The 24,982-nt window shown below is 64.0% G+C and carries 16 protein-coding genes; 5 read left to right on the forward strand and 11 right to left on the reverse strand.

From position 1 onward, the window contains the following. Window positions 1-640: 640 nt before the first annotated feature. From QD208_RS01550 to QD208_RS01560, 3 genes are all read right to left on the reverse strand, one after another. The gene (locus QD208_RS01550) at window positions 641-1,018 is read right to left on the reverse strand and encodes a hypothetical protein (protein ID WP_279835399.1); all 378 of its coding nucleotides are present in this window, start codon (window positions 1,016-1,018) and stop codon (window positions 641-643) included. A 291-nt stretch (window positions 1,019-1,309) separates the two neighbouring features. Then, window positions 1,310-3,256 (reverse strand): exoribonuclease II, encoded by a 1,947-nt coding sequence (locus QD208_RS01555; protein ID WP_043333994.1) that lies wholly within the window; start codon window positions 3,254-3,256, stop codon window positions 1,310-1,312. A 184-nt stretch (window positions 3,257-3,440) separates the two neighbouring features. Continuing rightward, window positions 3,441-4,106: an SDR family oxidoreductase gene (locus QD208_RS01560; protein ID WP_279835401.1), complete on the reverse strand. Its 666-nt coding sequence runs from the start codon at window positions 4,104-4,106 to the stop codon at window positions 3,441-3,443. Between the two features lie 285 nt (window positions 4,107-4,391). On the opposite strand from QD208_RS01560, the gene QD208_RS01565 reads away from it, so the two are divergent. Beyond that, the gene (locus QD208_RS01565; RefSeq protein WP_279835403.1) at window positions 4,392-5,543 is read left to right on the forward strand and encodes an oxidoreductase; all 1,152 of its coding nucleotides are present in this window, start codon (window positions 4,392-4,394) and stop codon (window positions 5,541-5,543) included. Between the two features lie 130 nt (window positions 5,544-5,673). On the opposite strand, the gene QD208_RS01570 is transcribed toward QD208_RS01565, so the two are convergent. The 7 genes from QD208_RS01570 to QD208_RS01600 form a co-directional block, all read right to left on the reverse strand. Then, window positions 5,674-6,888, reverse strand: coding sequence for a TIGR01620 family protein (locus QD208_RS01570; RefSeq protein WP_279835405.1), 1,215 nt, complete (start codon window positions 6,886-6,888; stop codon window positions 5,674-5,676). Next, a complete protein-coding gene (locus tag QD208_RS01575; protein WP_279835407.1) occupies window positions 6,885-8,372 on the reverse strand; it encodes a YcjX family protein in 1,488 nt (495 codons plus the stop codon). Before QD208_RS01575 ends, QD208_RS01570 begins: the two co-directional genes overlap by 4 nt. Before the next feature lie 115 nt (window positions 8,373-8,487). Next, window positions 8,488-9,693 (reverse strand): MFS transporter, encoded by a 1,206-nt coding sequence (locus QD208_RS01580; RefSeq protein WP_279835462.1) that lies wholly within the window; start codon window positions 9,691-9,693, stop codon window positions 8,488-8,490. Window positions 9,694-9,837: 144 nt separating this feature from the next. Further along, window positions 9,838-10,722 (reverse strand): DUF2927 domain-containing protein, encoded by an 885-nt coding sequence (locus tag QD208_RS01585; protein WP_279835408.1) that lies wholly within the window; start codon window positions 10,720-10,722, stop codon window positions 9,838-9,840. A 132-nt stretch (window positions 10,723-10,854) separates the two neighbouring features. Further along, on the reverse strand, window positions 10,855-12,447 hold the full coding sequence (locus QD208_RS01590; RefSeq protein ID WP_054555381.1) for a solute:sodium symporter family transporter: 1,593 nt from the start codon (window positions 12,445-12,447) through the stop codon (window positions 10,855-10,857). 527 nt (window positions 12,448-12,974) lie between these two features. Continuing rightward, complete coding sequence (locus tag QD208_RS01595; RefSeq protein WP_279835409.1) at window positions 12,975-14,570, reverse strand: solute:sodium symporter family transporter; 1,596 nt, start codon at window positions 14,568-14,570, stop codon at window positions 12,975-12,977. Between the two features lie 402 nt (window positions 14,571-14,972). After that, on the reverse strand, window positions 14,973-16,550 hold the full coding sequence (locus tag QD208_RS01600; RefSeq protein WP_279835410.1) for an alkaline phosphatase D family protein: 1,578 nt from the start codon (window positions 16,548-16,550) through the stop codon (window positions 14,973-14,975). A gap of 428 nt (window positions 16,551-16,978) precedes the next feature. On the opposite strand from QD208_RS01600, the gene QD208_RS01605 reads away from it, so the two are divergent. The 4 genes from QD208_RS01605 to QD208_RS01620 all read left to right on the forward strand — a co-directional run bounded on the left by QD208_RS01605 (window position 16,979) and on the right by QD208_RS01620 (window position 22,500). Next, on the forward strand, window positions 16,979-17,596 hold the full coding sequence (locus tag QD208_RS01605) for a DUF924 domain-containing protein (protein ID WP_279835411.1): 618 nt from the start codon (window positions 16,979-16,981) through the stop codon (window positions 17,594-17,596). A 98-nt stretch (window positions 17,597-17,694) separates the two neighbouring features. Continuing rightward, complete coding sequence (locus tag QD208_RS01610; RefSeq protein ID WP_043333988.1) at window positions 17,695-17,940, forward strand: GlsB/YeaQ/YmgE family stress response membrane protein; 246 nt, start codon at window positions 17,695-17,697, stop codon at window positions 17,938-17,940. Window positions 17,941-18,276: 336 nt separating this feature from the next. Then, complete coding sequence (gene katE / locus QD208_RS01615) at window positions 18,277-20,523, forward strand: catalase HPII (RefSeq protein WP_279835412.1); 2,247 nt, start codon at window positions 18,277-18,279, stop codon at window positions 20,521-20,523. A gap of 450 nt (window positions 20,524-20,973) precedes the next feature. Further along, complete coding sequence (locus QD208_RS01620) at window positions 20,974-22,500, forward strand: catalase (RefSeq protein ID WP_153635106.1); 1,527 nt, start codon at window positions 20,974-20,976, stop codon at window positions 22,498-22,500. A gap of 163 nt (window positions 22,501-22,663) precedes the next feature. Here QD208_RS01620 and QD208_RS01625 read toward each other — a convergent pair whose 3' ends face one another. Then, window positions 22,664-24,784, reverse strand: a complete 2,121-nt coding sequence (locus QD208_RS01625) for a prolyl oligopeptidase family serine peptidase (RefSeq protein WP_279835413.1) — start codon at window positions 24,782-24,784, stop codon at window positions 22,664-22,666. Window positions 24,785-24,982 lie beyond the last annotated feature (198 nt).

The raw sequence follows: 24,982 nt of genomic DNA on the forward strand, positions 1-24,982 counted from the left end.
CTTCAGGGTGCTTCCGGGTGCTTGAGAAAGACGCAATCGAGCACGCAGATTCCAGCAAGCCAGTGGCAATGACGAACGAGCCTCTGGTCAAGTCATGGGGGGAACCCGACGTGAAACCAAGGGCACGAGGCATGACATGCGGTGTCGCGCGTGACGAGACGCCTCGCCACGCGATGTTCCACACTGCGGCTGGCAATGACGTTACATCAGGAGATGACTGGTCTGTGTGACAACAGGGAACAATGTTGGTGCGATGCGCTCCCGCTCTCGGACATTTGTCATCAAGCTCCTGGCATTAGGCTCTTGGCATCCGGTCCCTGGCATCAGGTTCACTGCGAGGGGAGGAGAGAAGTCACGCCATGCTGGCGATGGTCCAGCAGGGAGTGCCGGCAGCTGGCCTCTGGTCAGTGCTGCGCAAGAGAAGCCATACGACAGGCAAAAAAAGACCCTGTCCGGAGCCACCGGACAGGGCAAGTGCGTGCACTACAGGAATACAGGGGGGCGACAGGGGGGAGGGTCGCCGGAGCGGGCATTGCAGGGTCTAGCAGAGGATCGACTCAGTCATGTCTGGCATCCGTGCCTGGTATTGCATGGGGTCCTGGCATCGTTATCTGTCCTGATGGAGGGAGATCGGGCGTCATCACGCCAGTCCATGCTGGGACAGTTGCAGGGCGCTGGGCATGGCCTGGCCAAGCTCCTGCGAGAAGGCGGCTTCCGGCTCGGCTGGGCGCTGGCTGGCGAGCAGCACAAGGCTCAGCAGCAGGCCGGCGGCCAGCAGCAGACGGTTGCGGGTGCGGCGACGATCACGTTCCAGCAGCATCGCGACATGTTCCATCGCTTCACGTTGAATCTCACGCTGGCGCTCCGGAGAGGTGGAGCTGCCATCCGAGCTTCTGCCCGAGCTGCTGTCTGCTCCGGCGTCGACGCGGGCGTAGCTCATGGCCGGGTGACGAACGATGGCGGCATGCTCGGCCAGGTGACGCAGTGAGGTAGCTGCAGTGGAGCGATGAGTTTTCATTTCCGGGTCCTCGCATGGACGAACTTCATCAGGGACAGGCTTCAGTCATTCGCGCTTGGGTCAATCCAGTAACGCTGCAGCAGTGAAAGCAGATGTCGTGTGTCGATGTGAGGAGTATAGCGTGAGCTTCTGTTTCACAAAATTACAATTTTTCACGCTTGGCACACGATGCGTATACGTAATGCACAAGAACGAAAAACGCCCCGGGCGCAGAGCGCTCCGGGGCGTAGATGGCCGTGGCAATTGCCCGTGATGACAAGGCAGTTACATACGGCAGTGGTGGGTCGCGGCTTATTCGGCCGGACGACCTACCAGTGAACGACGCTCTTCACGGGCTTCGGTCAAGGAGACCTTGATGATGTCGCCCAGTGAGTAACGCAGCTCGTCTTCGATGCGCACGCGGCCTTCCTTGTCATCGATCGCGACCTTCTTGCGATCGCTGTGGATCAGCGGTGCCGGAATGAAGACGCTGGCGCCATTCTCTTCCAGACGCACACGCATGCCGCCACGACGGATGTCGATGATCTCGCCAGTGAAGACCTGCTGTTCTTCGGCGGCCTTGGTCAGGTAGCGCACGTAGAGCCAGTCCTTCACATCGCGCTCGGCCATGCGGTTGAGACGACGACGTTCGCTGAGGTGCTCGGTCAGCTGCTCGGTGGCTTCCGCTGGCACATCCTGGCCGAGAATCACGCGCTTGATCAAGCGGTGGTTGACCATGTCGCCGTACTTGCGGATCGGAGAGGTCCAGGTCGCGTAGGCTTCCAGACCCAGACCGAAGTGCGGTCCCGGCTGAGCGGACATCACGGTGTAACCCTGGAAGCGACGCATGCGCACGTCCAGCCAGGTGTCTTCGCGGCTGTCCAGCTCCTGACGGATCAGGCGGTAGCCTTCCAGGCTGCCCAGCTGTTCCGGCGTGGCGGTGATGTTCTGGCCAGCCAGGAACTCGATGGTGTCGTCGTACTTCTCCGGCGCGAAGCCCTGGTGCACGTTGAAGATACCGTGACCGATGTGCTTGGAGAGCAGACGTGCGCAGCTCAGGTTCGCGGTGATCATGGATTCTTCGATCATGCGATTGCTGATGCGGCGGTGGTCGGCACGTACGTTGAGCACGTTGCCTTCCTCATCCAGCTCGAACTCGAAGTCCGGACGCTCGCGGAAGACCTGGGAATTGCGTGCACGCCAGGCGATACGCGCCTGGGTGAAGGCTTCCAGCTGACGCAGACCTTCGGCCAGCTCTTCGGTTTCCGGCTTCCAGCTGCCTTCCTGGCCTTCGATCCAGTCGGAGACATTGTCGTAGGTCAGGCGGTGGTGGGAGCGCATGGTGGCCGCGAAGAACTTCGGCTCGCCGATCACGCCATCGGTATCGATGTCGACGATGCACATCAGCGTCGGACGGTCTTCACCTTCCTTCAGCGAGCACAGGTCGTCGGCCAGGATTTCCGGCAGCATGGTGACGTTCTGGCTCGGCAGGTAGACGGTGAAGGAGCGCGTGCGCGCCTCTTCGTCGACACGGCTGCCTTCCGGTACGTAGGCGGTCGGGTCCGCGATGGCGATGCTCAGGGTCCAGCCGCCTTCCGGGCGCTCGACGATGTGCAGGGCGTCATCCATGTCACGCGTCTTCTCACCATCGATGGTGAAGAAGGGTACGTGGGTCATGTCTTCGCGAGTCAGGCCTTCCTCGAGCAGCGGCCAGTCAGTGCCGCCCTCCGGAGAGGCCTGTTCCAGCGCGTGACGCGCCAGGGTGACGCGCCACGGCACACGCGGGTTGTCCACGGTGGCGATGACTTCCTCGATCTGGGCGAAGAAGCTGCGGTCGTCCTTGCGCATCGGGTGACGCAGCAGACGTGCCACGACCCAGTCGCCATCATTGAGGGCTTCCTCATTGATGCCACGCTTCACACGCGCTTTCATGCGCGTGTTGATGGAGGGATGATCCGGCATCACGTTCAGGCGGCCATCACGCTTGCCGACACGAGCGACGAAGCGATCGACACCCGTCTCAATCAGCACTTCCGGCTGTACGGACTTCTTCTCACCTTCCACCTTGACGGTCGCTTCGACGGTATCGCCGTGCAGTACTTGCTTCATGGCGGGTGGCGGCACGAAGTAAGACTCGCCGTCCTCGCATTCGAGGAAGCCGAAGCCCTTGTCGGTGCCTTTGATCACCCCCGTGACACGGGGAATTTCCTGGCGGATTTGATCTTTCAGCTGCGCCAGCAGCGAATTGTTCTGCAGCATTTCGGAAGTTCTGTTGGCGGGGTCAGTGGCTCACTATACGGACATGGAGCATGGGGGGAAAGCTACCAGATGGCCCAACGCCCGCGCGGGCTGCGCGCAGGCGTGGATGAGCGGCAGGTCAAGCGCGGGCAAGCCTGGTGAAAGCGGCCTGCCGGTGCACTTTGCCACAGGTTCGGGTGCGCGCTCAGTCGGCGGTCGTCGTGGCGTTCAGCAGACCCGAAACCGGCGTATCACCGTCGAACAGGGTGAAGATGGGCGCCTTGCGATGACGGCCACCGATCTCGCGGGCCTTGATCAAGCCAAGCAGGAACTCGGCGACATTGGCGCGCGAGACCTGCATCTCGTCGGAGTCATCGGCACTTTGTGTCAGCTTGCCGCTGCCGCTCTCGTTGGTGAGACGGCCGGGCTTGACGATGACGTGACGCAGGCCACTCTCGGCGAGGCACAGGTCGGCTGCCTTCTTGGCCGCGAAGTAGGGGCGCATCGCCGCCGGACCGGCCAGCGGTGTCTCGGAGCGGATCGAGCTGACCTGGATCACGCGCGACAGCCCGAATTCGGCGGCCAGCTCCGCGGTGCGCATCGCACCGTGCAGGTCGATGGTCAGTGTCTTGTCCGGGCCGGTATTCGGGCCGGAGCCCGCGACGAACACCGCCTGATCGCAGCCATAGAAGGCCTGGCGCATCTCGCCTTCCAGATCGCCCAGAACCGTCGGGATGCTGCGTTCATGGAACCAGCCCTGCTGCTCGGTCGAGCGGATCATCGCCACGACGGGTTCGCCGGCGGTCTGAGCCTTCTCGCAGAGTTGACGACCGATCTTGCCGTTGGCACCGATGATGAGCGTCTTGCGCATGCTGTCTGCTCCTTCGCGAATCAAATGGCGAGGCGGCTGGCGAGTGATTTGCCACTCATTGCCACGCCTCTCCTGGTACAGCAATGTCTGCGGGCTGAGCCACGTGACTTCAAGGGGAATGCTGTTCGGTGGCGGGCATTACGCGGCGACTCGCTCGCGGGATGAAGTCTGCGATGGACAAGCATTAAAGGCGGCTGTCATCTCTGTCTGTGGCACGGGAGCCTTGCTAGGATGGCGCTGCCAGGCACGACTCCCTCAAGATTGCGCCAACGACAAGGATGCCCGATGAGCCGCATAGCCCACCCCGCCACTGATGATCACAGCGACACCGCCGCATGGCACGGCGCCGCCTTCCCTTCCGAGAGCGCGATCCGGGTCGGGCTGATCGGTTATGGCATGGCGGTGCGCACCTTCCACGCGCCCTTGATCGAGGCCACGGACGGGCTGGCGTTGGTGGCGCTGTCCACCTCGCGGCCCGAGGTCGTCAGGGCCGAGCGTCCGCAATTGGAGGTGGAGGCCACCCCGGAGGCCTTGCTTGCGCGTGACGACATCGACCTGATCATCATCGCGACGCCCAACGAGACCCACGCCCCGCTGGCCTCTGCGGCGCTGGCGGCAGGCAAGCATGTGGTCGTCGACAAGCCCTTCACGGTGACGCTTGAAGAAGGCGAGGCCCTGACCCGCCAGGCCGAGCAGGCCGGCCGGGTGCTGGCGGTATTTCACAATCGGCGCTTCGATGCCGACTTCCTGACGCTGGCGGAATTGATCAACGACGGCACGCTGGGGCGCATCGCGCATCTGGAATCCCACTTCGACCGCTTCCGCCCGACGGTGCCGAACCGCTGGCGTGAGCAGGCACTGCCCGGCAGCGGCCTGTGGTATGACCTCGGCCCGCACCTGCTGGATCAGGCGCTGCGCCTGTTCGGTGAACCGGGCGCCATCCAGCTCACGCGTCGTGCCCAGCGCGAGGGCGCGGTGACCGATGATTTCTTCCACGCCGTGCTCGATTATTCCCACCATCCAAGGCACCCCGGTCTGGTGGTGGAGCTGCACGCCAGTGCACTGACGGCGGCGCCGACGGCACGCTTCGCCGCGCACGGCACCCGTGGCAGCTATGTGGTATTCGGGCTCGACCCTCAGGAGGATTGCCTCAAGGCCGGTGACTGGCCCTCGCGTGACCCGCAGGAGCGCCAGGCGCGCCAGTGGGGGCGGGATGCGCGTCCCGGAATGTTGACCGTGCTGGAGGCCGACCCGGACGGCGCCGAGGGCGAGCAGGTGCTGGTAGGCGGCACCCATCAGGGCCGCGATGGCGACTATCCGGCCTGGTATGCGGGGCTGCGCGACTGCATTCGCGGCCAGGGCGGCAATCCGACCTCGCCTCATGAGGCACTGCGCGTGATGAAGTGGCTGGAGGCCGGCATCGCCAGCGAAGGCTGAAATCCTCGAAGGCTGAAACCATCGAAGGTGAGATGACTCACGAAAGACGCGCGCCCTGAAGGCCGAATGGCCAGCAATCAGAGGCGCGCGTCTTGTTTTCAAGGCAGTGGCAAGGGGGCGCGCGGCCTGCTCAGCTCGCGTCGTCCTCGCCCTTGTCGGCCTTGCGCATGCGCGAGAACAGCTCCGCGCGCAGCTCACCGATACGTGGTACCTCCTCGGCATGGAAGGGGATGGGGCGCAGCAGGCGCATGGCTCGCAGGCCGAGACGTGCGTTCATCAGGCCGCTGCCCAGCCCCTGACCGGCCTTGGTGGAGAGCCGGCCGGCCAGATTCATCGACAGCAGGTCCATGCTGGCCTCGGCGGCCAGTTCGCTGGCACCGGCGAAGGCCATCGACGCCAGTACCTCCTTGAACAGCCGCAGGCGGCTGGCATAGCCCAGCTCCAGCCCGTAGAGGCGCGACAGGCGCTCCATCATGCGCAGCCCGCGCCAGGCCACCAGACTCATGTCGACCCAGGTCAGCGGCGAGACCGCTACCATCACCGCCGTCTCGCCACTCATGCGCGAGATCAGACGCCGCGCCTCACGGTCCCGCGGCCCCAGCACGTGGAAGGCGAACAGCTCGCGGCGCTCCGACGGGGAGTGATGCGCTTCACAGGCGGCGCGCCAGGCGCGCACGCCGGCATCATCATCGCCGAGCTTCATCTGACGGCGCAGCTGTTCGAGAAGGTCTTCCTGCTGGCTGTCGGCTTTGCCGCCTGCCTTGCCCGCGTCCTCGTCAGGCGTGGCCAGCGCATCACCGCGCTGGCCAAAGCTTTTCTGGCCAAAACCCCTTTGACCAAAGCTCTCCTGACCAAAGTCATCCTGCTGATGTTCTTCCAGCTCGGCGCGCAGCGCGACGTGCTTGCGCAGGTGACGCAGCCTGAAGAGCTCCTTGCCCAGCGCGCGGGCGCCGAGCCAGATGGCGCCAAGGCCCAGCAGGCCCCAGGCGCCGGCGATCAGGTCACCGCCCATGGCCGCCTGATAGAGCGCATGACCGGCTTCGACACCCCCGAGTGTCAGGGTGCCGAGCAGCAGCCATTTGAGGCCGCGATGACGTGGCCGGGCGCTCAGCGTCGCATCGAGTCCCGGCGTGGCGGGTTCCGGCTCGGCCGCCGCCAGGGGCTGGCTTTCCATCTCCGGCGAGAAGTGACGCGCACCGCGCAGGGCCTCTGCCGCGCTCTCTGATGCGCTCTCGGTGGGGCGCTCTGCATAGGTGGTCGAGACGGCATCGGCCTGCGCTGAGTCGGCAGAGTCGGGGCTCGTGAAGCGTTTGCCCGGGCGCGGATGGCGGGATTCGGTGGTCATTTCAGGTGGTCTCCCAGCAGCCAGTCGAGCACGGCGTCCATGCGAATGTGAGGTGGCGCATTGCCGTCGATCTTCGGCGGCGCGAAGTGGGGGAAGTCGAAGCGGCTTTCGGCCCAGAAATTCGGGTCGGGCAGCCGTGAGGGCACCTCGCCCGGGAACAGCAGCACGGACTCGCGGCCGGCGCCTTGCGTATCCGAGTCGCTCGCCCTCTCGTGCTCGCCGAGCAGTTGTCCCGCCAGCGCCGGATGACGCTGACCATTCTCGACCACCTCACGCGCCTCGCTGGCACGGATGGCGGCGATGGTGAAGGCCTTGAGCGGCACATCACGATAGCGCAGGCGCTTGAGCGGGTCCGCCAGCAGCTGCTCGAGCAGGTCGCGCATCGCGCCATGCTGCTCTGGCGTGACGTGGTCGGCCTTGGTGGCGGCGATGGCCAGGCGGTCGATGCGGCGATCCATCAGGCGCGCCAGCAGATGACGGCGGCCATAGGCGAAGCTGTCGAACAGCTTGTCCAGCGCACGGCTCAGGTCGCGGAATGGCGCCGGGCCGGCATTCAGCGCGCCCAGCACGTCGATCAGCACGATCTGGCGGTCAAAGCGCCGGAAGTGGTCGTGATAGAAGGGGCGCACCACGCGGCGGCGATAGTGATCGAAGCGGCGTGCGAGGGTGCGATACAGGCTGGCTTCCGGCAGGGCGGCCAGCGCGTCGGGTGTCCAGTCACCGAGTCCCGGCAGCGGGAAGAACTGCAGCACCGGCGCTTCGTCCAGCTCGCCGGGCAGCAGGAAACGGCCCGGTGTCAGGTCGACGAAGCCACCCTTGCGACGTGCGGCGTGCAGATAGTCGGTATAGAGGCTCGCGATCTCGGCGAGGCGGTCTTCATCCACCTCACTGTCCGGTGTCAGGCCCTCGATGGCCGCCATCCAGTCATGCGCCCAGTCGCCACGCCCGTCGGCCAGTTGGGTCTCGCACTCGCTGCTCCAGCCGCTGAAGTCCTGCTCCAGCATCGGCAGGTCCAGCAGCCATTCGCCGGGATAGTCGATCAGGTCCAGCGTCAGGGTGGCGCGCTGGCTGTCGAGCATGCGCGCGGCGCGCGAGGTGGGGCGAAAGCCGATCTTGAGACGCAGCTCGCTGATGCTGCGGGTCGGCGTCGGCCATTCGGGGCCGTGGGGTGAATGCTGGCCGGACAGCGAACGCAAGCCGGCTTCCAGCGGAAAGCGCGGAATGGAGAGGTCCGGCTGGCTGACGCGTTCCGCGCCGAGCAGGCGGCCATCGCGTGCAGCAGGCAGCAGTTCCAGACGCGCGCCGAGTCCGGCATGGCGCAGCTGCTCGATCAGCGAGACGAGAAAGGCGGTCTTGCCGGCGCCGGACAGGCCCGTGACGGCGAGCCGCAGCTGGCGGTCGAGACCGCGTTCCAGCAGGTCATGTGCTTCGCGGCCCACATCGCGGGCAAGCTGGCGGGCGTTGCGGGTCATGGTGTTGAACATCAGGAATTCCCTGTCAGTGGGGGCGGGGCGGCGGCGCGACGTGATGGCGTCCTGGCAGCTGATGATGAGCTGGGTGATGGTCGGGACTTGTCAGCGTGCGCCGCACGGCTCGCCATCATCCCTCTATCTGCGGGCGATCGGCGCGCAAGGCAAGCTGACGCCACGCCAGCAGGGCGATGGGCAGCAGGCAGGCGGGGATCAGCAGCAAGTTGAGCAGCGCCCAGCCCAGCGTACTGACCAGGGGGCCGGCCAGCAGCGCCGTCACCGCCCCGGTGGTGAAGACGAGGAACTCGTTGGCGGCCTGGGTGCGGGCCTTCTCGTTGGGGCGATGGCAGCGGGTCAGCAGCGTGGTGGCGGGCAAGAAGGTGAAGTTCCAACCGATGCCGAGCAGGATGAGACCGAGGAAGAACCCCTGGGTTCCCGTCAGGTAGTCGGCGGCCAGCAGCTGCGCGGTGGCAAGGCTTGCCAGCAGAAAGCCGCAGCCGGTCACGATCATGGTGCCCGCCCCGAAGCGGGCGACCAGCCGCCCGGTGAAGAAGGACGGCAGGAACATGGCGACCACGTGCCATTGAATGGTGGTGGCGACATGATCGAAGCCGTGTCCGGCATGGGCCATGGCCAGCGGTGTGGCCGTCATCGCCAGATTCATCACCCCGTAGCCGACCATCGCGCTGAGCACGGCCAGCAGGAAGGTCGGTTGACGCAGGATCACGCCCAGTGGGCGTGCAGGCGCCGCTGCATCATGGTCGGCTGACCGGGCGTTGCCTTCGCGGGGCAGGCGGATGAAGGCCAGCAGCAACAGCGCCAGCAGATAGAGCGCCCCCAGTCCGATGAAGCTGCCCAGGAAGGGCGTGTCGGCCAATGCATGACTGGTGCGTGCAAGCCAGGGCCCGAAGAAGGCCGCCAGCACGCCACCGCCCATCACCAGCCCGATGGCGCGTTCACGCTGCTCTTCCGGGGCAGCCTCCATCGCGGCGAAGCGATACAGCTGGCCGAAGCCGATACCGATGCCCACCAGCCAGGTGGCAAGCAGGAACAGTCCGAAATGCTGCAGATGCAGCGCCAGCACGGCCAGCCCCGCGCCAGCCAACCCGCACAGATTGCCGAGCACGAAGCCGCGCCGCCGCCCGAGACGGGCGGTGATCAACGAGGCGGGAATGGTGGCGCACATCAGGCCCAGCCACTGGGTGGCGACCGGCGCGGTCGACCAGCTGCTCGAGGCCAGCTGGGCACCGATCAGCGGTGAGACCGCGATCAGCAGGATGTTGCCGCTGACCAGCAAGGCCTGACACAGCGACAGCAGCGTGACGGCCAAGGGCAGGCGTGCCCGGTCGGCAGCGGGAGAAGATAGTGGCATGAAGGCGCAGCTCCGTCGGATGTCGGCGCCCGGCGCGCCTGATCTGATTATGCCTGTGCTCCGCTCAGGCGTTCCAACTCCATGCCTAGAATTGCGCTCTCGGTGAGCCTAGTCTCCCGCCCATTCCCGCAGGCTGCCCTGGCGCACGCGGCGGATGGCGTGTGACAGCTCGCCCTGCTCGGCAAGACGCTGGATGACCGCAGGCAGCGCAGCGCGGACTTGCGCGGCTGACATGCCGGGGGAAAGTTCCGGGGCATACAGCATCTTGAGCAGCACGTAATCCAGCGGGCTCAGCCAGGTATCCACCGTGACGTCACTGAAGATGGAGGGGAAGACCCTGTCCGAATCATTGGGTAGCCCCATCAACTGGGCGCTCTCCTCGACGACGCAGTCCACCAGACGCGCCTTCTGGCGGGCATAGTCCGCGGGAATCAGGATCAGGCCGCTGGCGATGGCGTGATCCGGCCCGGTCTTGAACAGCGTCAGGCATACGCCTTCACGCAGTGCCTTGCGCATGCCCGGGGTGGCGGCCTGCTGCTTGCCGACGTAGGCGGCGGCCTCGCGCGTCATGTGGTCCCGGGCGATGAAGGCGATGCGCAGGTTGGCCTTTCGGGCGGAGGACACGAAACTCAGCGGCTGGCCGGTGATGGCGGCCAGATGACGAAACTGGACCTCGCTCATCTGGCGCTGCATGCGCGAATTGCCCAGCTGTGAATCGACCCGCACCTTGATGGGTGCCTGCCAGCGCACCAGCGAGGCGCTGCTGCCGGGTTGGTATTCACGCTTGAGTGCCACTTCCATGAAGCTGTCCGTCAGCACAGCGGCCCGCTGCCAGCGCTCGGCGGCCTGGCTCGGGCTGACGACGGCCAGACTGGACAGCAGCAGGGCGATGCCCAGCGCCTTGAGCGCCCAAGGCGCCCTCAGCGAGGAAAAGAAAGGACCCCTCAGCGAGGGAAACAGCCCCTTTAACTGTCGATAGGGTAAGCAGGGCATGGGCGACCTCTTCAGGGAACATGCAGTCCAGCATGCCTGAAATGCACACGCCCCGCGTGTCCGAGAGGGCAGCGCGGGGCGTGATACTCAATTGATGACGATTTGTCGTTTTGAAGCGGCGACTTTCAGGCGTCAGATGAAGGCCAGATAGATGGCGATCACCAGCACGACCAGCAACAGTGCACAGACCTTGGCGCCTTTCCAGGGCGTCATGTCGATGGCACCGACATCCTGCTGGATCCACGGCTCGTCACGCGGTGCCAGCTTGCCGATGATCAGCATCATCGCGATCAGCAGCACGAACACTAGACCGACGAAGTGGAACTCGTGGATCACGTCGAGCACGCCGGAGAAGGCCGGCACGAAGTAGACCACCCCGATCACGCTGCAACCGATCAGCAGTGCCAGGTTGGCGGCGATGGTCGGCACGCGACGCGTCAGCAGCCCCATCAGCACCACGGCGAAGATCGGGATGAAGTAGATGGCATTCATCTTCTGCAGGTAACCGAACAGACTTTCCTGACCGGCCAGCAGCGGCGCGAGGGTCATGGAGGCGATCGCCAGCACCCAGCCGAAGCCCTTGGAGACCTTGACCACTTCCTCGTCGCTGGCATCACGACGCAGATGCGCCTTGTAGATACCGGTGGAGAACAGCGTGGTGGTGGCGTTCAGCGCCGAGTTGAAGGACGACAGGATCGCGCCGACCATCGCCGCGGCGAAGAAGCCGGTCAGCGGTGCGGGCAGCACATCGAAGACCAGCTGGCCGTAGGCGCTGTCGGCCTTGACGCCGGAAGAGGCGTAGAGGTGATAGGCGATGATGCCGGGAATCACCAGATACAGCGGGCCCAGCAGCTTGAGGGCACCGGTCAGCAGCACGCCTTTCTGGCCCTCGGCGAGGGTCTTGGCGGCGAAGGTGCGCTGGATGATCTGCTGGTTGGTACACCAGTAGAAGAAGTTGATGATCATCACGCCGGTGAACAGGGTCGAGAAGGGCACCGACTGGTCTTCACCGCCCATGGAGTTGAATTTCTCCGGATTGGCGGCGGTCAGCGTGTCCCAGCCGGCCATCACGCCCTGGCCATCACTGACGGCGTCGAGGCCGAAATAGACGATCAGCATGCCGCCGATCAACAGGCCCACGCCGTTCAAGGTGTCGGAGATGGCGATGGAGCGCATGCCGCCGAACAGGGCATAGATGGCGCCGATGATGCCGACCACCCAGATGGTCATCCACAGCAGCGCATTGGGCGAGCTGATGCCGGTCAGCGACGGCAGATCCAGCATGCCCTGCAGGCCGATGGCACCGGAGTAGAGGATGATCGGCAGCAGGATCACCGCATAGGCGAACAGGAAGATCAGGTTGGTGATCAGCTCGGTGCTGCGGCCATAGCGCAAGGCCAGCAGCTCGGGCAGGGTGGTGATGCCACTCTTGAGGAAGCGTGGCAGGAAGAACATCGCCATCACCACCATGGCCAGTACCGCCATGACTTCCCAGGCCATCACCGACAGACCATCGGTGAAGGCGGCGCCATTCAGGCCGACCATCTGTTCGGTGGACAGGTTGGTCATCAACAGGGAACCCGCGATCAGCGGGAAGGTCAGGCTGCGTCCGGCGAGGAAATAGCCGGTGGAATGCGAGGTGTCATCGCGGTGTGTCCACCACCAGGTCAAGGCAGCGACCAGGCCGGTAAAGAACACGAAAGAAACAAGTGTCAAGGCATGCATGGGGGAGGATTCCTTTAGGCGCGCGGCGGCGAATCATGAGGCGGTGGGCAGGTGGCCCGGGTGGCGATTCGACGCCGATTCAGCCGTGGCGATGCAATGCACACAGCAATCTGTGTCATCGTCCGTGAAGAGACTCACCGGTAACATTCACGGCAAGACTGGCGCTAGTGTAGGTATCTCCCGATTTCTCGCTATCCGCCATTTGTAGAACATACGTAGGTTTCGGGGTGTGGTCGGCGTCGACTGAGCGTTGAGAATGAACAGGCGGTCATTGCTTCTCAGTCTCTGGTATCAGGTCTTGATCGCAGTGTCGTAAAAAGACGCATGTCGCGGCTTTCACCACGCATTGCGGGTCATCCTTCATGCTCAATCAGAGACGCCAGCGCCCCGCCATCGGTGAAGATGACGGGGCGCTGGCGTGCTCATGTCGTGCACTCATGTCATACGCTCATGTCGTGATGTCATGACGATGACGATGACGATGACAATGACAAGTGGCGTGCAGTCGCGCTGTACGAGGGGAGCGATCAGCCGGCGAAGGCCAGATAGATCGCCATCACCAGCACCAGCAGAATGATGCTGGCGATACGCGTGCCGGCCCAGGGCGTCATGTCGATGGCACCGACGTCCTGCTGGATCCAGGGTTCGGCGCGCGGTGACAGCTTGCCGATCACCAGCATGAGAGCGATCAAAAGGAGAAGTACCACAGATACGAAATGGAAGTTATGAATCGCCTCGACCAGTTCTGCTAATGGCGGCACGAAGTAGAATAAACCGATGATCACGCAGCCGAGCACCAGCGCCAGGTTGGCGGCGATGGCCGGCACGCGCTTGGACATCAGTCCGACCACAATGACTGATAGCAGTGGAATGTAGTAGATGGAGTTCACTTTCTGAACATAGACGAACAGGCTTTCCTGCCCCGCCAGCAGTGGGGCGATGGTCATCGCGGCGGCGGCCATGATCCAGCCCGCACGCTTGGAGATCACCACTACGCGTTCATCACTGGCATCGCGATTAATGCGTGCCTTGTAGACATCGAGACTGAACAGGGTGGCGGTGGAGTTGAGTGCCGAGTTGAAGGACGACAGGATCGCGCCGACCATCGCCGCGGCGAAGAAGCCGGTCAGTGGGGCGGGCAGCACATCGAAGACCAGCCGGCCATAGGCGGCATCGGCCTTGATGCCGTCACCGGCGTAGAGCTGGAAGGCGATGATGCCCGGCAGCACCAGATACAGCGGGCCCAGCAGCTTGAGGGCGCCAGTCAGCAGCACGCCCTTCTGGCCCTCGGCGAGGGTCTTGGCGGCGAAGGTGCGCTGGATGATCTGCTGGTTGGTACACCAGTAGAACATGTTGAGCAGCAGCACCCCGGTGAACAGGGTCGAGACCGGCACTGACTGGTCATCACCGCCCAGCGAATTGAGTTTCTCCGGATGGGTCTCCTTGAGCGTCTCCCAGCCGGCGAGAATGCCATTGCCGTCGCCGACACGGTCCAGCCCGAAGTAGACGATGATCATGCCGCCGATCAGCAGACCGATGCCGTTCAAGGTGTCGGAAATGGCGATGGAGCGCAGGCCACCGAAGAGGGCATAGATGGCACCGGCGATGCCGACGGAGATCACGGTACCGGTCAGCAGCACCATCTGCGAGTCGATGCCGGTCAGGGCGCGCAGGTCGAGCACGCCCATCAGGCCTAGTGCACCGGTATAGAGAATCCCTGGTAGCAGGATGATCGCGTAGGCCAGCATGAAGATCAGGTTGGCCAGCAGCTGGGTGGTGCGATCAAACCGTAACCCGAGCAATTCCGGCAGGGTGGTGATACCGCTCTTGAGGAAGCGTGGCAGGAAGAACATGGCCATCGCGACCAGCGAGACCACGGCCACCACTTCCCAGGCCATCACGGAGAGGCCGTCGTTGAAGGCGGCGCCGTTGAGGCCCACCATCTGCTCGGTGGAGAGATTGGTCATCAGCAGGGAGCCTGCGATGATCGGGAAGGTCAGACTGCGTCCGGCGAGGAAATAGCCGGTGGAATGTTGATGGTCGTCACGACGGGTCAGCCACCAGGTGATCACGGCGACCAGCCCCGTGAAGAACACGAAGGAGCTCAGGGTGAGGGCGTTCATGGCATTATCCTTGTTGAACAACAGGGCTCGGAGGCCTGCTTGCTCAGCTGCCCATCGTCTGCAGAACATGCCTCACCGTTGGCGCGCGGTACCACGAGACACGCTGTCAGCGACCGACATCTAGCGTGCCGATCAGTGTCAAAGAAATGCCTGACCCTCACCATTGACAATTTGTCTGACATTTTTCTGCAATTGTCTGATTCATGCAGACATAGCCCGATGGCGGCTGTCGACCTGCCGCCATGAGCAGAACGCCCCGACTCTTGCGTGTCGATCGACAGCAGGAGGCGGGGCGTTGTCGTTGTCAGAAGCTGGTATCGGAAGTCGGTGTCAGAAGCCGATAGTCAGCAGCGAGTGCCACATGCCGACATCAGAAGCGAGTGGCAGAAACAGACACCGCTGTCAGACGCCGGCGCCGGCGGGGGTCAGCACCTGCTGGTAGAGCGAGGCGCCGTGGATGTCCTTCAGCGTCACGGTCAGCGCTTCGCTCTCGGGGTCGAGATCCACCTGGCCGAAGAACTGGAAGCCCTCACTGGGCGACATGTTGGCCCGCCCCTCAGGCGGTGCCTTCACGAATTCGAGTTTCGGCCCGAAGGTGTTGTCCAGCTCACCGGGACCGAAGGTGCCGGCGTGGATCGGGCCGCTGACGAATTCCCAGAACGGCGTGAAGTCCTTGAAGACGGCGCGCTCGGGCGAGTAGTGGTGCGCGGCGGTGTAGTGCACGTCGGCGGTCAGCCAGACCAGATTCTGGATGTCGTGATCGCGCACGAACTTGAGCAGTTCGGCAATCTCCTGCTCGCGTCCCAGCGCCTCGCCATCGCCATTGGCGCCGTTCTCGAAATTGTCGCCGTCACGCACCAGCAGCCCGATCGGCATGTCGGAGGCGATGACCTTCCAGGTGGCGGTGCTGGCCTTGAGCGACTGCTTGAGCCATGCCAGCTGATCGCGACCCAGGAAGTCGGTCTGTGGACCACGTCCCGTCTGGCGGTTGGCTGAATTGGCACCGCGGAAGCTGCGCATGTCGAGCATGAACATCTCGAGCCCCGGCCCGAAGCTGAAGTTGCGGTGGATGCGCTCCGGCGCGGCTGGGCCGGTGCGCAGCGGCATGTTCTCGAGGAAGGCGCGACGCGCATTGGCGGACAGCACGTCGAGATTCTTCTCGGTGTAGCGATCATCCTCGAGAATCTCGCCCGGGTACCAGTTGTTGGTGGTCTCGTGGTCGTCCCACTGGGCGAACATCGGCACTTCGGCATTGAAGCGACGCAGGTTCTCGTCCATCAGGTTGTAGGCGTACTGGCCACGATACTCGTCCAGCGTTTCTGCCACCTTGGACTTGGCGGGCGTGACGATATTGCGCCACAGGCTGCCGTCGTGCTGGGTGACGCTCTCCTCGAGCGGGCCATCGGCATAGATGGTATCGCCGGAGTGCAGGAAGAAGTCCGGCTTGACCTGACGCATGGTCTCGTAGAGGCGCAGGCCACCGAAGTCCGGGTTGATGCCCCAGCCCTGGCCGACGGTGTCACCGGACCACACGAAACGCAGCGCACGCGGTGCCTGCACGCTCGGCGGCAATACCAGGCGACCGGCGGTGGCCTCGCTGATGGCGCGGTGGTCATCCAGCGCCGCGTAGCGCACCCGGTAGAAGACCTCGCCGCTGGCGTTGGCGCGAGTGCCGATGCGGGTCAGGTCGAGCTTGCTGGTCAGGCCGTCCGTCGGTAGGGCCACCGGGCCACGCATCTGGAAGGCGCCGCGCATCTCGGGATTGTCGGCCAGTTCGATCAGCATGCGTGCCGGCTTGTCGCTCTGGCTCCACAGCATGGCGCGGCTGGCGGTCACGTCGCCGCTCATCACGCCGGAGGGCATGCGTGGGCGCCGTCCTTCGGCCATCACGATGGCGGGAGCGCCGAGCAGGCCTGTGGTCGCCAGCAGCCCGACCCCGGCACCTTGCAGGCCGCGCCCCAGCAGCTGGCGGCGGTCCATCCGTGACGGGGCGCCTGCGGGGGTGACTGGCGCAGCACCATTGCCGGCTGGCGCAGCACTTGGTGAAGCGGGGGATGTGGGGGTGGTTTGAGCGGCGTGGGACTTGCGAGAGGAACGCAAAGGCAGCAGATCAGACAGACGGCGGGACATGACGGGCTTCCTTGTAACGGTCTGGCGTCAGGTTGAGATAGAGAGTGGCAACATAAGTGGCAACACAAGTGACATCAGTGCACCAGCCAGCGCGGGACATGCCGCAAAGGCTGACAGCGCTGATGGGAGAGGCTACTTTCCACGCTCAAGATGAAGATCCGGTGTCAGAACCATGATCGCCCCGCGCCGCTCAGGCCCGGCACTCGCAGTGCAAGGTGGTGCGCTCAGCCAGGCCTGTCTCGCGGCTTTCTTCCCGACTCCACGCAAGGACACCTTCGATGCCCCCCTCCATGCCCCCTTCAAGCCCCTCGGAATCCCCGCAACCTGACGCCGCCACGCTGATCGCGGACAGCCATCCCCAGGCACGGCAGGTGCTCGATTACTGGTTCACTCAGCTGACGCCCAAGGACTGGTTTCGCAAGAGCGATGCCCTCGATGGCCAGCTGCGTGAGCGATTCGCCGCGCGGCTCGAGCAGGCGCTCGTCTGTGAGCTGTGGGAGTGGCGGGCGAGTATCGGTGGGCGGCTGGCGGAAATCCTGCTGCTGGACCAGTTCGCGCGCAATATCCATCGCGATACTCCGCGCGCCTTCAGTGGCGACAACCTGGCACTCGCGCTCTCCCAGCAGGCCGTCGCGCTGGGCGACCTGGATCGCCTTCCGCTGGCCTGGCAGCCCTTCGCGATCATGCCGTGGATGCACAGCGAATCGTTGCGCATCCATGAACACGCCGAACAATTGTTCGCACGCCCCGGTCTCGAGCACACCCTGCGCTATGAGCATCTGCATGCGGACATCGTGCGTAGATTCGGCCGCTACCCGCATCGCAATGCGATTCTCGGTCGCGAGTCCACGCCGGAAGAAATCGCCTTCCTGGGCCAGCCCGGCTCCTCATTCTGACAAATGAAAGATCGCCCCCTTTTAATTGTGTGACGTCGTCTCCAAGACTTGTACAGCGGCGCCAAGCGCCTGTACATCAGCAAGGAAGGAGACAGCAGATGGGTATCATTCTCGGGTTGATCATCGGTGGTCTGGCCGGCTGGATCGCAGGCAACATCATGCGCGGCGGCAGCTTCGGCATTCTTGGCAACATCGTCGTCGGTGTCGTCGGCGGCTTGCTGGGCAGCGTCATCTTCAAGCTGCTGGGGCTGGCCTCCACCGGCATCATCGGCTCGCTGGTCGTCTCGGTCGTGGGGGCGGTGGTGTTGCTGTGGATCGTCTCGAAGGTCAAGTCCAAGGCCTGACGGCGCGGTGTCGAGCCCCGTCAGGCGTGCAAGCAGCAAGTGCAGTCGTCAACAGCAAGTGAAGTCCCCTGCGGGTGTCTGGATGGATTCGATGTAGACACCCGCCGCAGCAACGCCTCTTGTCACCCGGGGCACCTGACTGCCCGGTGATCTGTCACGGCGCCGAGAGGTGCCTTGTTCGAGAAGTACTTTGATCACAAGTACTTGGACAAGAAGTGCTTTGAGAAGCAGTACCTGGACAAGCAGTACGCCGGCAAGAGGCGGCAAGGCCGAATCATCCTTCAGCGTCACACTAGTGGCGCGTTGCGGATCTAGCGAAAACAGGAGCGTTTGAGCATGGCGAGCAATGAGCACGATTCAGCACCTTCTTCCCAGTCGAATGCCGACAGCGCGAAGTGCCCCTATCACGAGGGTCAGAATCGCTCGGCAGAGGGAGAGAACCCCTATACCCATCCCAACCGCAATGGGCCGCACGACACCAAGCCCAATGCCGGTGATGGCCATGCCAAGGACGAGGCGCTGGAGACCTATCGCGCCGACGCCGAAGGGCATGACCTGCGCACCAACCAGGGGCTGCGCATCGCGGACAACCACAACTCGCTGAAGGCGGGGGAACGCGGTCCGACCCTGATGGAAGATTTCATCTTCCGTGAGAAGATGAACCACTTCGACAATGAACGTATTCCTGAGCGTATCGTTCACGCGCGTGGCGCGGCCGCGCACGGGTATTTTCAGGCCTACGACAATGCCGCCAGGTATTCCAAGGCCGGCGTGTTCAGCGACCCGTCCAAGAAGACGCCGGTGTTCGTGCGCTTCTCGACCGTGCAGGGCTCGCGTGGCTCCAACGACACGGTACGTGACGTGCGTGGCTTCGCGACCAAGTTCTACACCGATGACGGCAACTGGGACCTGGTCGGCAATGACATCCCGGTGTTCTTCATCCAGGACGCGATGAAGTTTCCTGACTTCGTGCACGCCGTGAAGCCGGAGCCGCACAACGAGATTCCCCAGGGCCAGTCAGCCCACGATACCTTCTGGGACTTCGTGTCACTGATGCCGGAAACCACTCACACCGTGCTGTGGACCATGTCGGACCGCGCCTTCCCGCGCCATTACCGCAACATGGAAGGCTTCGGTGTGCATACCTTCCGTCTGATCGACCGTGAAGGCGTGTCGCGCTTCGTCAAGTTCCACTGGAAGCCGGTGGCCGGTACCTGCTCGCTGATCTGGGATGAAGCCCAGAAGCTGTGGGGACGTGACCCGGACTTCAACCGTCGCATGATGTGGGATGACATCAAGAGCGGTGCGCCGCTGGAGTGGGAGCTGGGCATCCAGGTGGTCGAGGAGAAGGACGAGCACAGCTTCGACTTCGATATCCTCGATCCGACCAAGTTGATCCCCGAATCGCTGGTGCCGGTGGTGCCGATCGGCAAGATGGTGCTGGACCGCAATCCGGACAACTACTTCGCCGAGACCGAGCAGGTCGCCTTCAATCCGGCCAACATCGTGCCGGGGATCGACTTCTCCAATGACCCGCTGCTGCAGGGGCGTCTGTTCTCCTATCTGGATACCCAGATGCTGCGTCTTGGTGGGCCGAACTTCCACGAGATTCCCATCAACCAGCCGGTGTGCCCGTTCCACAACAACCAGCGCGATGCCCAGCATCGTCAGACCATCAACACGGGGCAGGCGTCCTACGAGCCGAACTCCATCGATGGTGGCTGGCCGGCCGAGACACCGCCGTCCCAGGACGCCCATGGAGGTTTCGAGCCGTATCATGAGCGCATCGAGGCGCACAAGGTGCGTGCGCGCAGCGCCTCCTTCGGGGATCACTATTCCCAGGCCACCCTGTTCTGGAACAGCCAGACTGACGTGGAGAAGGAACACATCATCGCGGCCTACACCTTCGAGCTTTCCAAGGTCGAGCGTCCGTGGATCCGTGAGCGGGTGATCACCGAGATCCTGCCCAACATTGATCTGGAGCTGGCACGTCGCGTCGGTGAGAATCACGGCATCGAGACACCGACCAGCAAGCCCGCGCCGGACGGTGAACTGGGCACCAGCCAGGTCGACAGCGACCCGGCACTGAGCCTGATGACGCGCCTGCCGGACTCCATCGCCACCCGCAAGGTCGCGATCCTGGCCGCCGATGGCGTCGCCATGGAAGATGTTCGCTCGATCAAGGAGCAGCTGGCCGCCGAGGGTGCCGAAGGGCTGTTGATCGCCCCGAGCATGGCGCCGATCAAGCCCGGAGACGGCACCATGCTGTCGCCGGATGCGATGCTCAATGGCCTGCCGTCCGTGACGGTGGATGCCGTCGTCGTCGCTGGCGGCGTGGGCAGCGTCGAGGCGCTGAGCGGCTCGGGCCTGGGGCTCTATTATGTCCAGGAAGCCTACAAGCACCTGAAGCCCATCGTGGCGATCTGCGAAGGCAAGGAGCTGCTGGCCGCCGCTCGCGTGCCGGTCGAGGAGGGCGTCATCCTGGTGGATGATGTGCTCGCCGCCAGCCTGCCGCTGCGTGATGCCCTGATGGCTCACCGTGTGTGGTCGCGTGATGCGCGTGCCAACCAGATGCCGGCATGAGGTGCTGACGCCCCACAAGGTATGATGTAACTCACCAAGCCCCCTGACCTGCAAAGGTCAGGGGGCTTTTTCATGGTCATGATGCGGTCATTTCCGGACGTGAAGATGGGGTAGCGAAGAAAGGTGAAAACAGGGTTGGTGATACCGCCGGATTGAGTGCCGTCCTGCGGTTCACGCCGCTGAGAGCGGTTGATAGGCTCAGTGATAGGGGCTGATTATCGAAGGCATGCTGGTAATTGATTATCGCTAGAAGCACCAGGTGCGTAAGGTAAGCAGGCATCAAGGGGTCACAAGCCAGCACATGCCGGGCAGGCATCGGCCCCGACCCGATTCGACAATGGGCTGCAGGCTTTCACATCAAGCAGCGCATGAAAATGTGACATCAGCAGCATCTGGCCTTGCCAGTCGAGTTTGATAGCGCTTTTTTCTACCTGACAGGAGAACGTCTACATGTCCCAGACTCCACGCTATACCACAGGTAACGGCGCCCCGGTGCCTCACGATGACATCAGCCAGACAGCGGGCCCGAATGGTTCACTGACCTTCGACAACTGGCGTCTGTTCGAGAAGCTGGCGCACTTCAACCGTGAACGCATCCCTGAGCGTGTCGTCCACGCCCGTGGCGTCGCCGCCTACGGCACCTTCACCCTGACCCGTGACCTGTCTGACCTGACCATCGCCCGCTTCCTGCAGGGCGTCGGCAAGCAGACCCCGTTGCTGGCGCGTTTCTCCACCGTGGCCGGTGGCCAGGACAGCGGCGACAACACTCGCGACGTGCGCGGCTTCTCCTTGAAGTTCTACACCGAGGATGGCAACTGGGACATGGTCGGCAACAACACGCCGGTGTTCTTCATCCGCGAGCCGTCCAAGTTCCCTGACTTCATCCACACCCAGAAGAAAGACCCGCGCACCAACATGGTCGACTGGCAGAATCGTTGGGAATTCTGGGCCAACCATCCGCAGGCGCTGCATCAGGTCACCATCCTGATGTCCGACCGCGGTATCCCGAAGTCGCTGACCACCATGAACGGCTACAGCTCGCACACGCTGAGCCTGTGGAACGACAAGGGCGAGCGTGTCTGGGTCAAGTGGCACTTCAAGACCGACCAGGGCCACGAGACGCTGACCGACGATCAAGCGGCGCAGGTCGCTCCGGACTTCCACCAGCACGACATGTTCACCCGCCTCGAGCGTGGCGAGCGTCCGAGCTGGACCGTCAACCTGCAGGTGATGACCGAAGCCCAGGCACGTGACTACCACATCAACCCGTTCGATCTGACCAAGGTGTGGCCGCACGGTGACTTCCCGCTGATGGAAGTCGGCAAGATGGAGCTCAATCGCAACCCGGAGAACTACTTCGCGGAAGTCGAACAGTCCGTCTTCTCGCCGTCCAACTTCGTGCCGGGTATCGGCGCCTCCCCGGACCGCGTGCTGCAGGCTCGTCTGTGGGCCTACGCCGATGCACACCGCTACCGTGTCGGTGCCAACGCCGAGCAGCTGCCGGTCAACCGTCCGGTCTGCCCGGTCAACCACTACCAGCGTGATGGCGTGATGGCGGGCATGTGCCCGGTCACCGGTCACGGTGGCGGCCCGCTGGGCGGCCAGGTCGGTCAGGGTGTACCGGGAGAAACGAAGGAAGGTGGCCAGTACTCACGCACCAACTTCTACCCCAACGAGCGTGCCGATCAGGGCGCCCCGGTGCCGGACGCTACCGTCGCCGAGCCGGCGATGCCGCTGGAGCAGAACGCCTGGATGGGCTATCACGACAACAGCGATGAGGATAACTACAGCCAGGCCGGCAACCTCTATCGTCTGTTCGATGAAGGCCAGAAGACGCGCATCACCGACGTCATCGCCGGCACCATGGTAGGCGTCAGCCATGTGGTCCAGGACAAGATGATCGCGCACTTCCGTCAGGCGGATGCCGATTATGGTGATCGTATCGCCACCAAGCTGGCCAAGCTCGATCCGCGCTGAGTCAGTCATGCTGCACCCTTCGTCAGGTCAGTAGTGACCCTTTGAGCTGACGAAAACATCAAGGCCCCCGCCGGGTAACCGGCGGGGGCCTTGTCGTATGCGGCCGTCAGGGTGCTTTCCGACAGTCACAGCGCTGTGCGAAAGACACGCAAGCACAGGCACCTCAGTCGTCGTCGCGCGTGGCCTCATTGCCGTCGGCTTTCTCGCACACGCCCAGCGCCCACAGCAGGAAGGCGTCCTGACGCGCATTGTCACGCCACGCCTTGAAGCGACCCGAGGCACCGCCGTGTCCGGAGCTCATGTCGGTGCGCAGCAGGACCGGATGCGGCGTGCAGTCCATCTGGCGCAGACGCGCATACAGCTTGGCCGGCTCCCAGTAGGGCACGCGGGTGTCATGCCAGCTGCCCTGCAGGAACAGCGGCGGATAGGGCGCGGCACTCAGGTTGTCCAGCGGCGAATAGGCGCGGATGCGACGCCGCGCCTCGTTCTCGTGCGGGTTGCCCCACTCGGTGTATTCCGCGGTGGTCAGCGGCAGCTCCGGATTTTCCATGGTGCGCAGCACATCGACGAAGGGCACATCGAGCACCGCGGCGCAGAAGGCCTCGGGACGCTTGTTGAGGCTGGCGCCGACCAGCAGACCACCGGCGCTGGCACCGTAGGCGGCGATGCGATCCGCGGCCCCGACGCCTTGCTCGACCAGCGCATCACGCGCGGCGAGGAAGTCGTTGAAGCTGTTTTCCTTGTGCTCCAGTTTGCCGGCCAGATACCAGGGCTCGCCACGGTCCCCGCCGCCACGCACGTGGGCGACCGCGAAGGCGACGCCGCGCGTCAGCAGTTCCAGGCGGGCGATCGAGAACCAGGGGTCCAGCGTCTCGCCGTAGGCGCCATAGCCGTAGAGCAATACCGGCAGCGGGGCGTGAGGGTGGCCTGCGTCATCACACAGGTCGCGCCGCATGACCACCGAGACCGGCACCTGCTCACCATCGTCGGAGGTCGCCCACAGGCGGCGGCTGATCAGCTGCTCGGGCGCGAGATCGCCATGCACGGTCTGACGCTTGAGCAGGCGGCGCTCACCCGTGTCGAGGTCCAGCTCGATCCAGCTCGGCGGCGTGGTGAAGCTTTCCTCGCGGATGCGCAGGCGGCGAGCATCGAAATGCGGGCAGTCACCCAGCCCCTGGCTCAGCGGTTGCTCCGGCATCGCCAGGCGCTCGTCGCGGCAGATCGTTTGTGTCGGTGCCGTGCCCTCGAATTCGATCACCCGCAGCCAGGCCTGTGCCTGACGGTGGTCGCGTTCATCGACCATCAGCCCCCAGCTGAAGGCCTCGACGCCTTCCAGCGTCGCTTCATCGCGGGTGGCGATCAGCGGCTGCCAGTCGCCGGGCGCATGCTCGGAGGCGATATCGAGCTGGAAGTGCGGCGCTTGCCTGTTGTGCAGCACATAGAAGTGGCCGGGGCGGTGATCGACGCCGTACTCGACACCGGTCTCGCGGGCGCGCACCAGGCGCATCTCACCCAGCGGGGTGTCGGCCTTGAGCAACCAGGTCTCGCTGGTGTCCTTGGAGGCGGTTTCCAGAATCAGCCAAGCGCGTGAGCGGGTCTTGCCCATGCCGACCCAGAATTCGCTGTCTTCCTCGCGATAGAGCAGCGTCTCGGCGCGGCTAGCGACATTCAGACACCAGATCTCGAAGGGGCGCTGGGTGCTGTCATAGCGCGTGAACAGCAGGTGCTGGCCGTCCTCGGCCCACACCAGGTCCGGCCCGATATCCTCCAGCAGACACTCGTCATCGTGGCCGGCGTTGCGTGAGTCGCCATTCGCCGCGTTCAGTGTTGCAAGACGCAGGCTGAACACCTCGTCGCCGCTGGTGTCCAGAGTCCATGCCAGTTGCTGTTCATCCGGGGAGATGGCCATATCGCCCAGCTCGACGAAATCGTGATGGCGCGACAGGCTCTGCAGGTCCAGCAGGCATTCGTGCTGGCGGGTATCGGCGGGGTCGGCGCCGATCGCATGGCGCCACCAGACCGGATAGTCGGCGTCGGCGGCGGTCTCGCTCCAATAGACGTAGTGATCCAGTGCCTCGGCCAGGCTTGAGACGGCCAGTTCACGGCGCGCAAGATGGCCGTGATAGAGGGCGTCGCTCAGTGGTGCGAGCGGGGCGAACCAGCGATCACTCTCGGCGTTGGCCGCCGTCAGAAAGGTGGTGACCTCTGGCGTGTCGCGTTCTTCAAGCCAGTGCCATTCGGGGTCATCGGCACGATAATGGCGCTGGACGGGGCTATCGGGCATGGCTACCTCTTGAAAGTGGGGTGCTCGAGTGTGTCGGGCGGGCATGGAGTGTAACATTGAGCCTGTCCCACAGCGTGCGCAAGCCCTTGCCTCATGGGAGGCATCGCCGCCGTGAGAGATGAATGCGCAGCCTCTGGTGCCACGCAACGTGTGGCTCCGATGATGGGATGACTCGATGGCTGAACTGAGGTGCCGGCT

The organism is Cobetia sp. 29-18-1 (assembly GCF_029846405.1).
Classification (GTDB): domain Bacteria; phylum Pseudomonadota; class Gammaproteobacteria; order Pseudomonadales; family Halomonadaceae; genus Cobetia; species Cobetia amphilecti.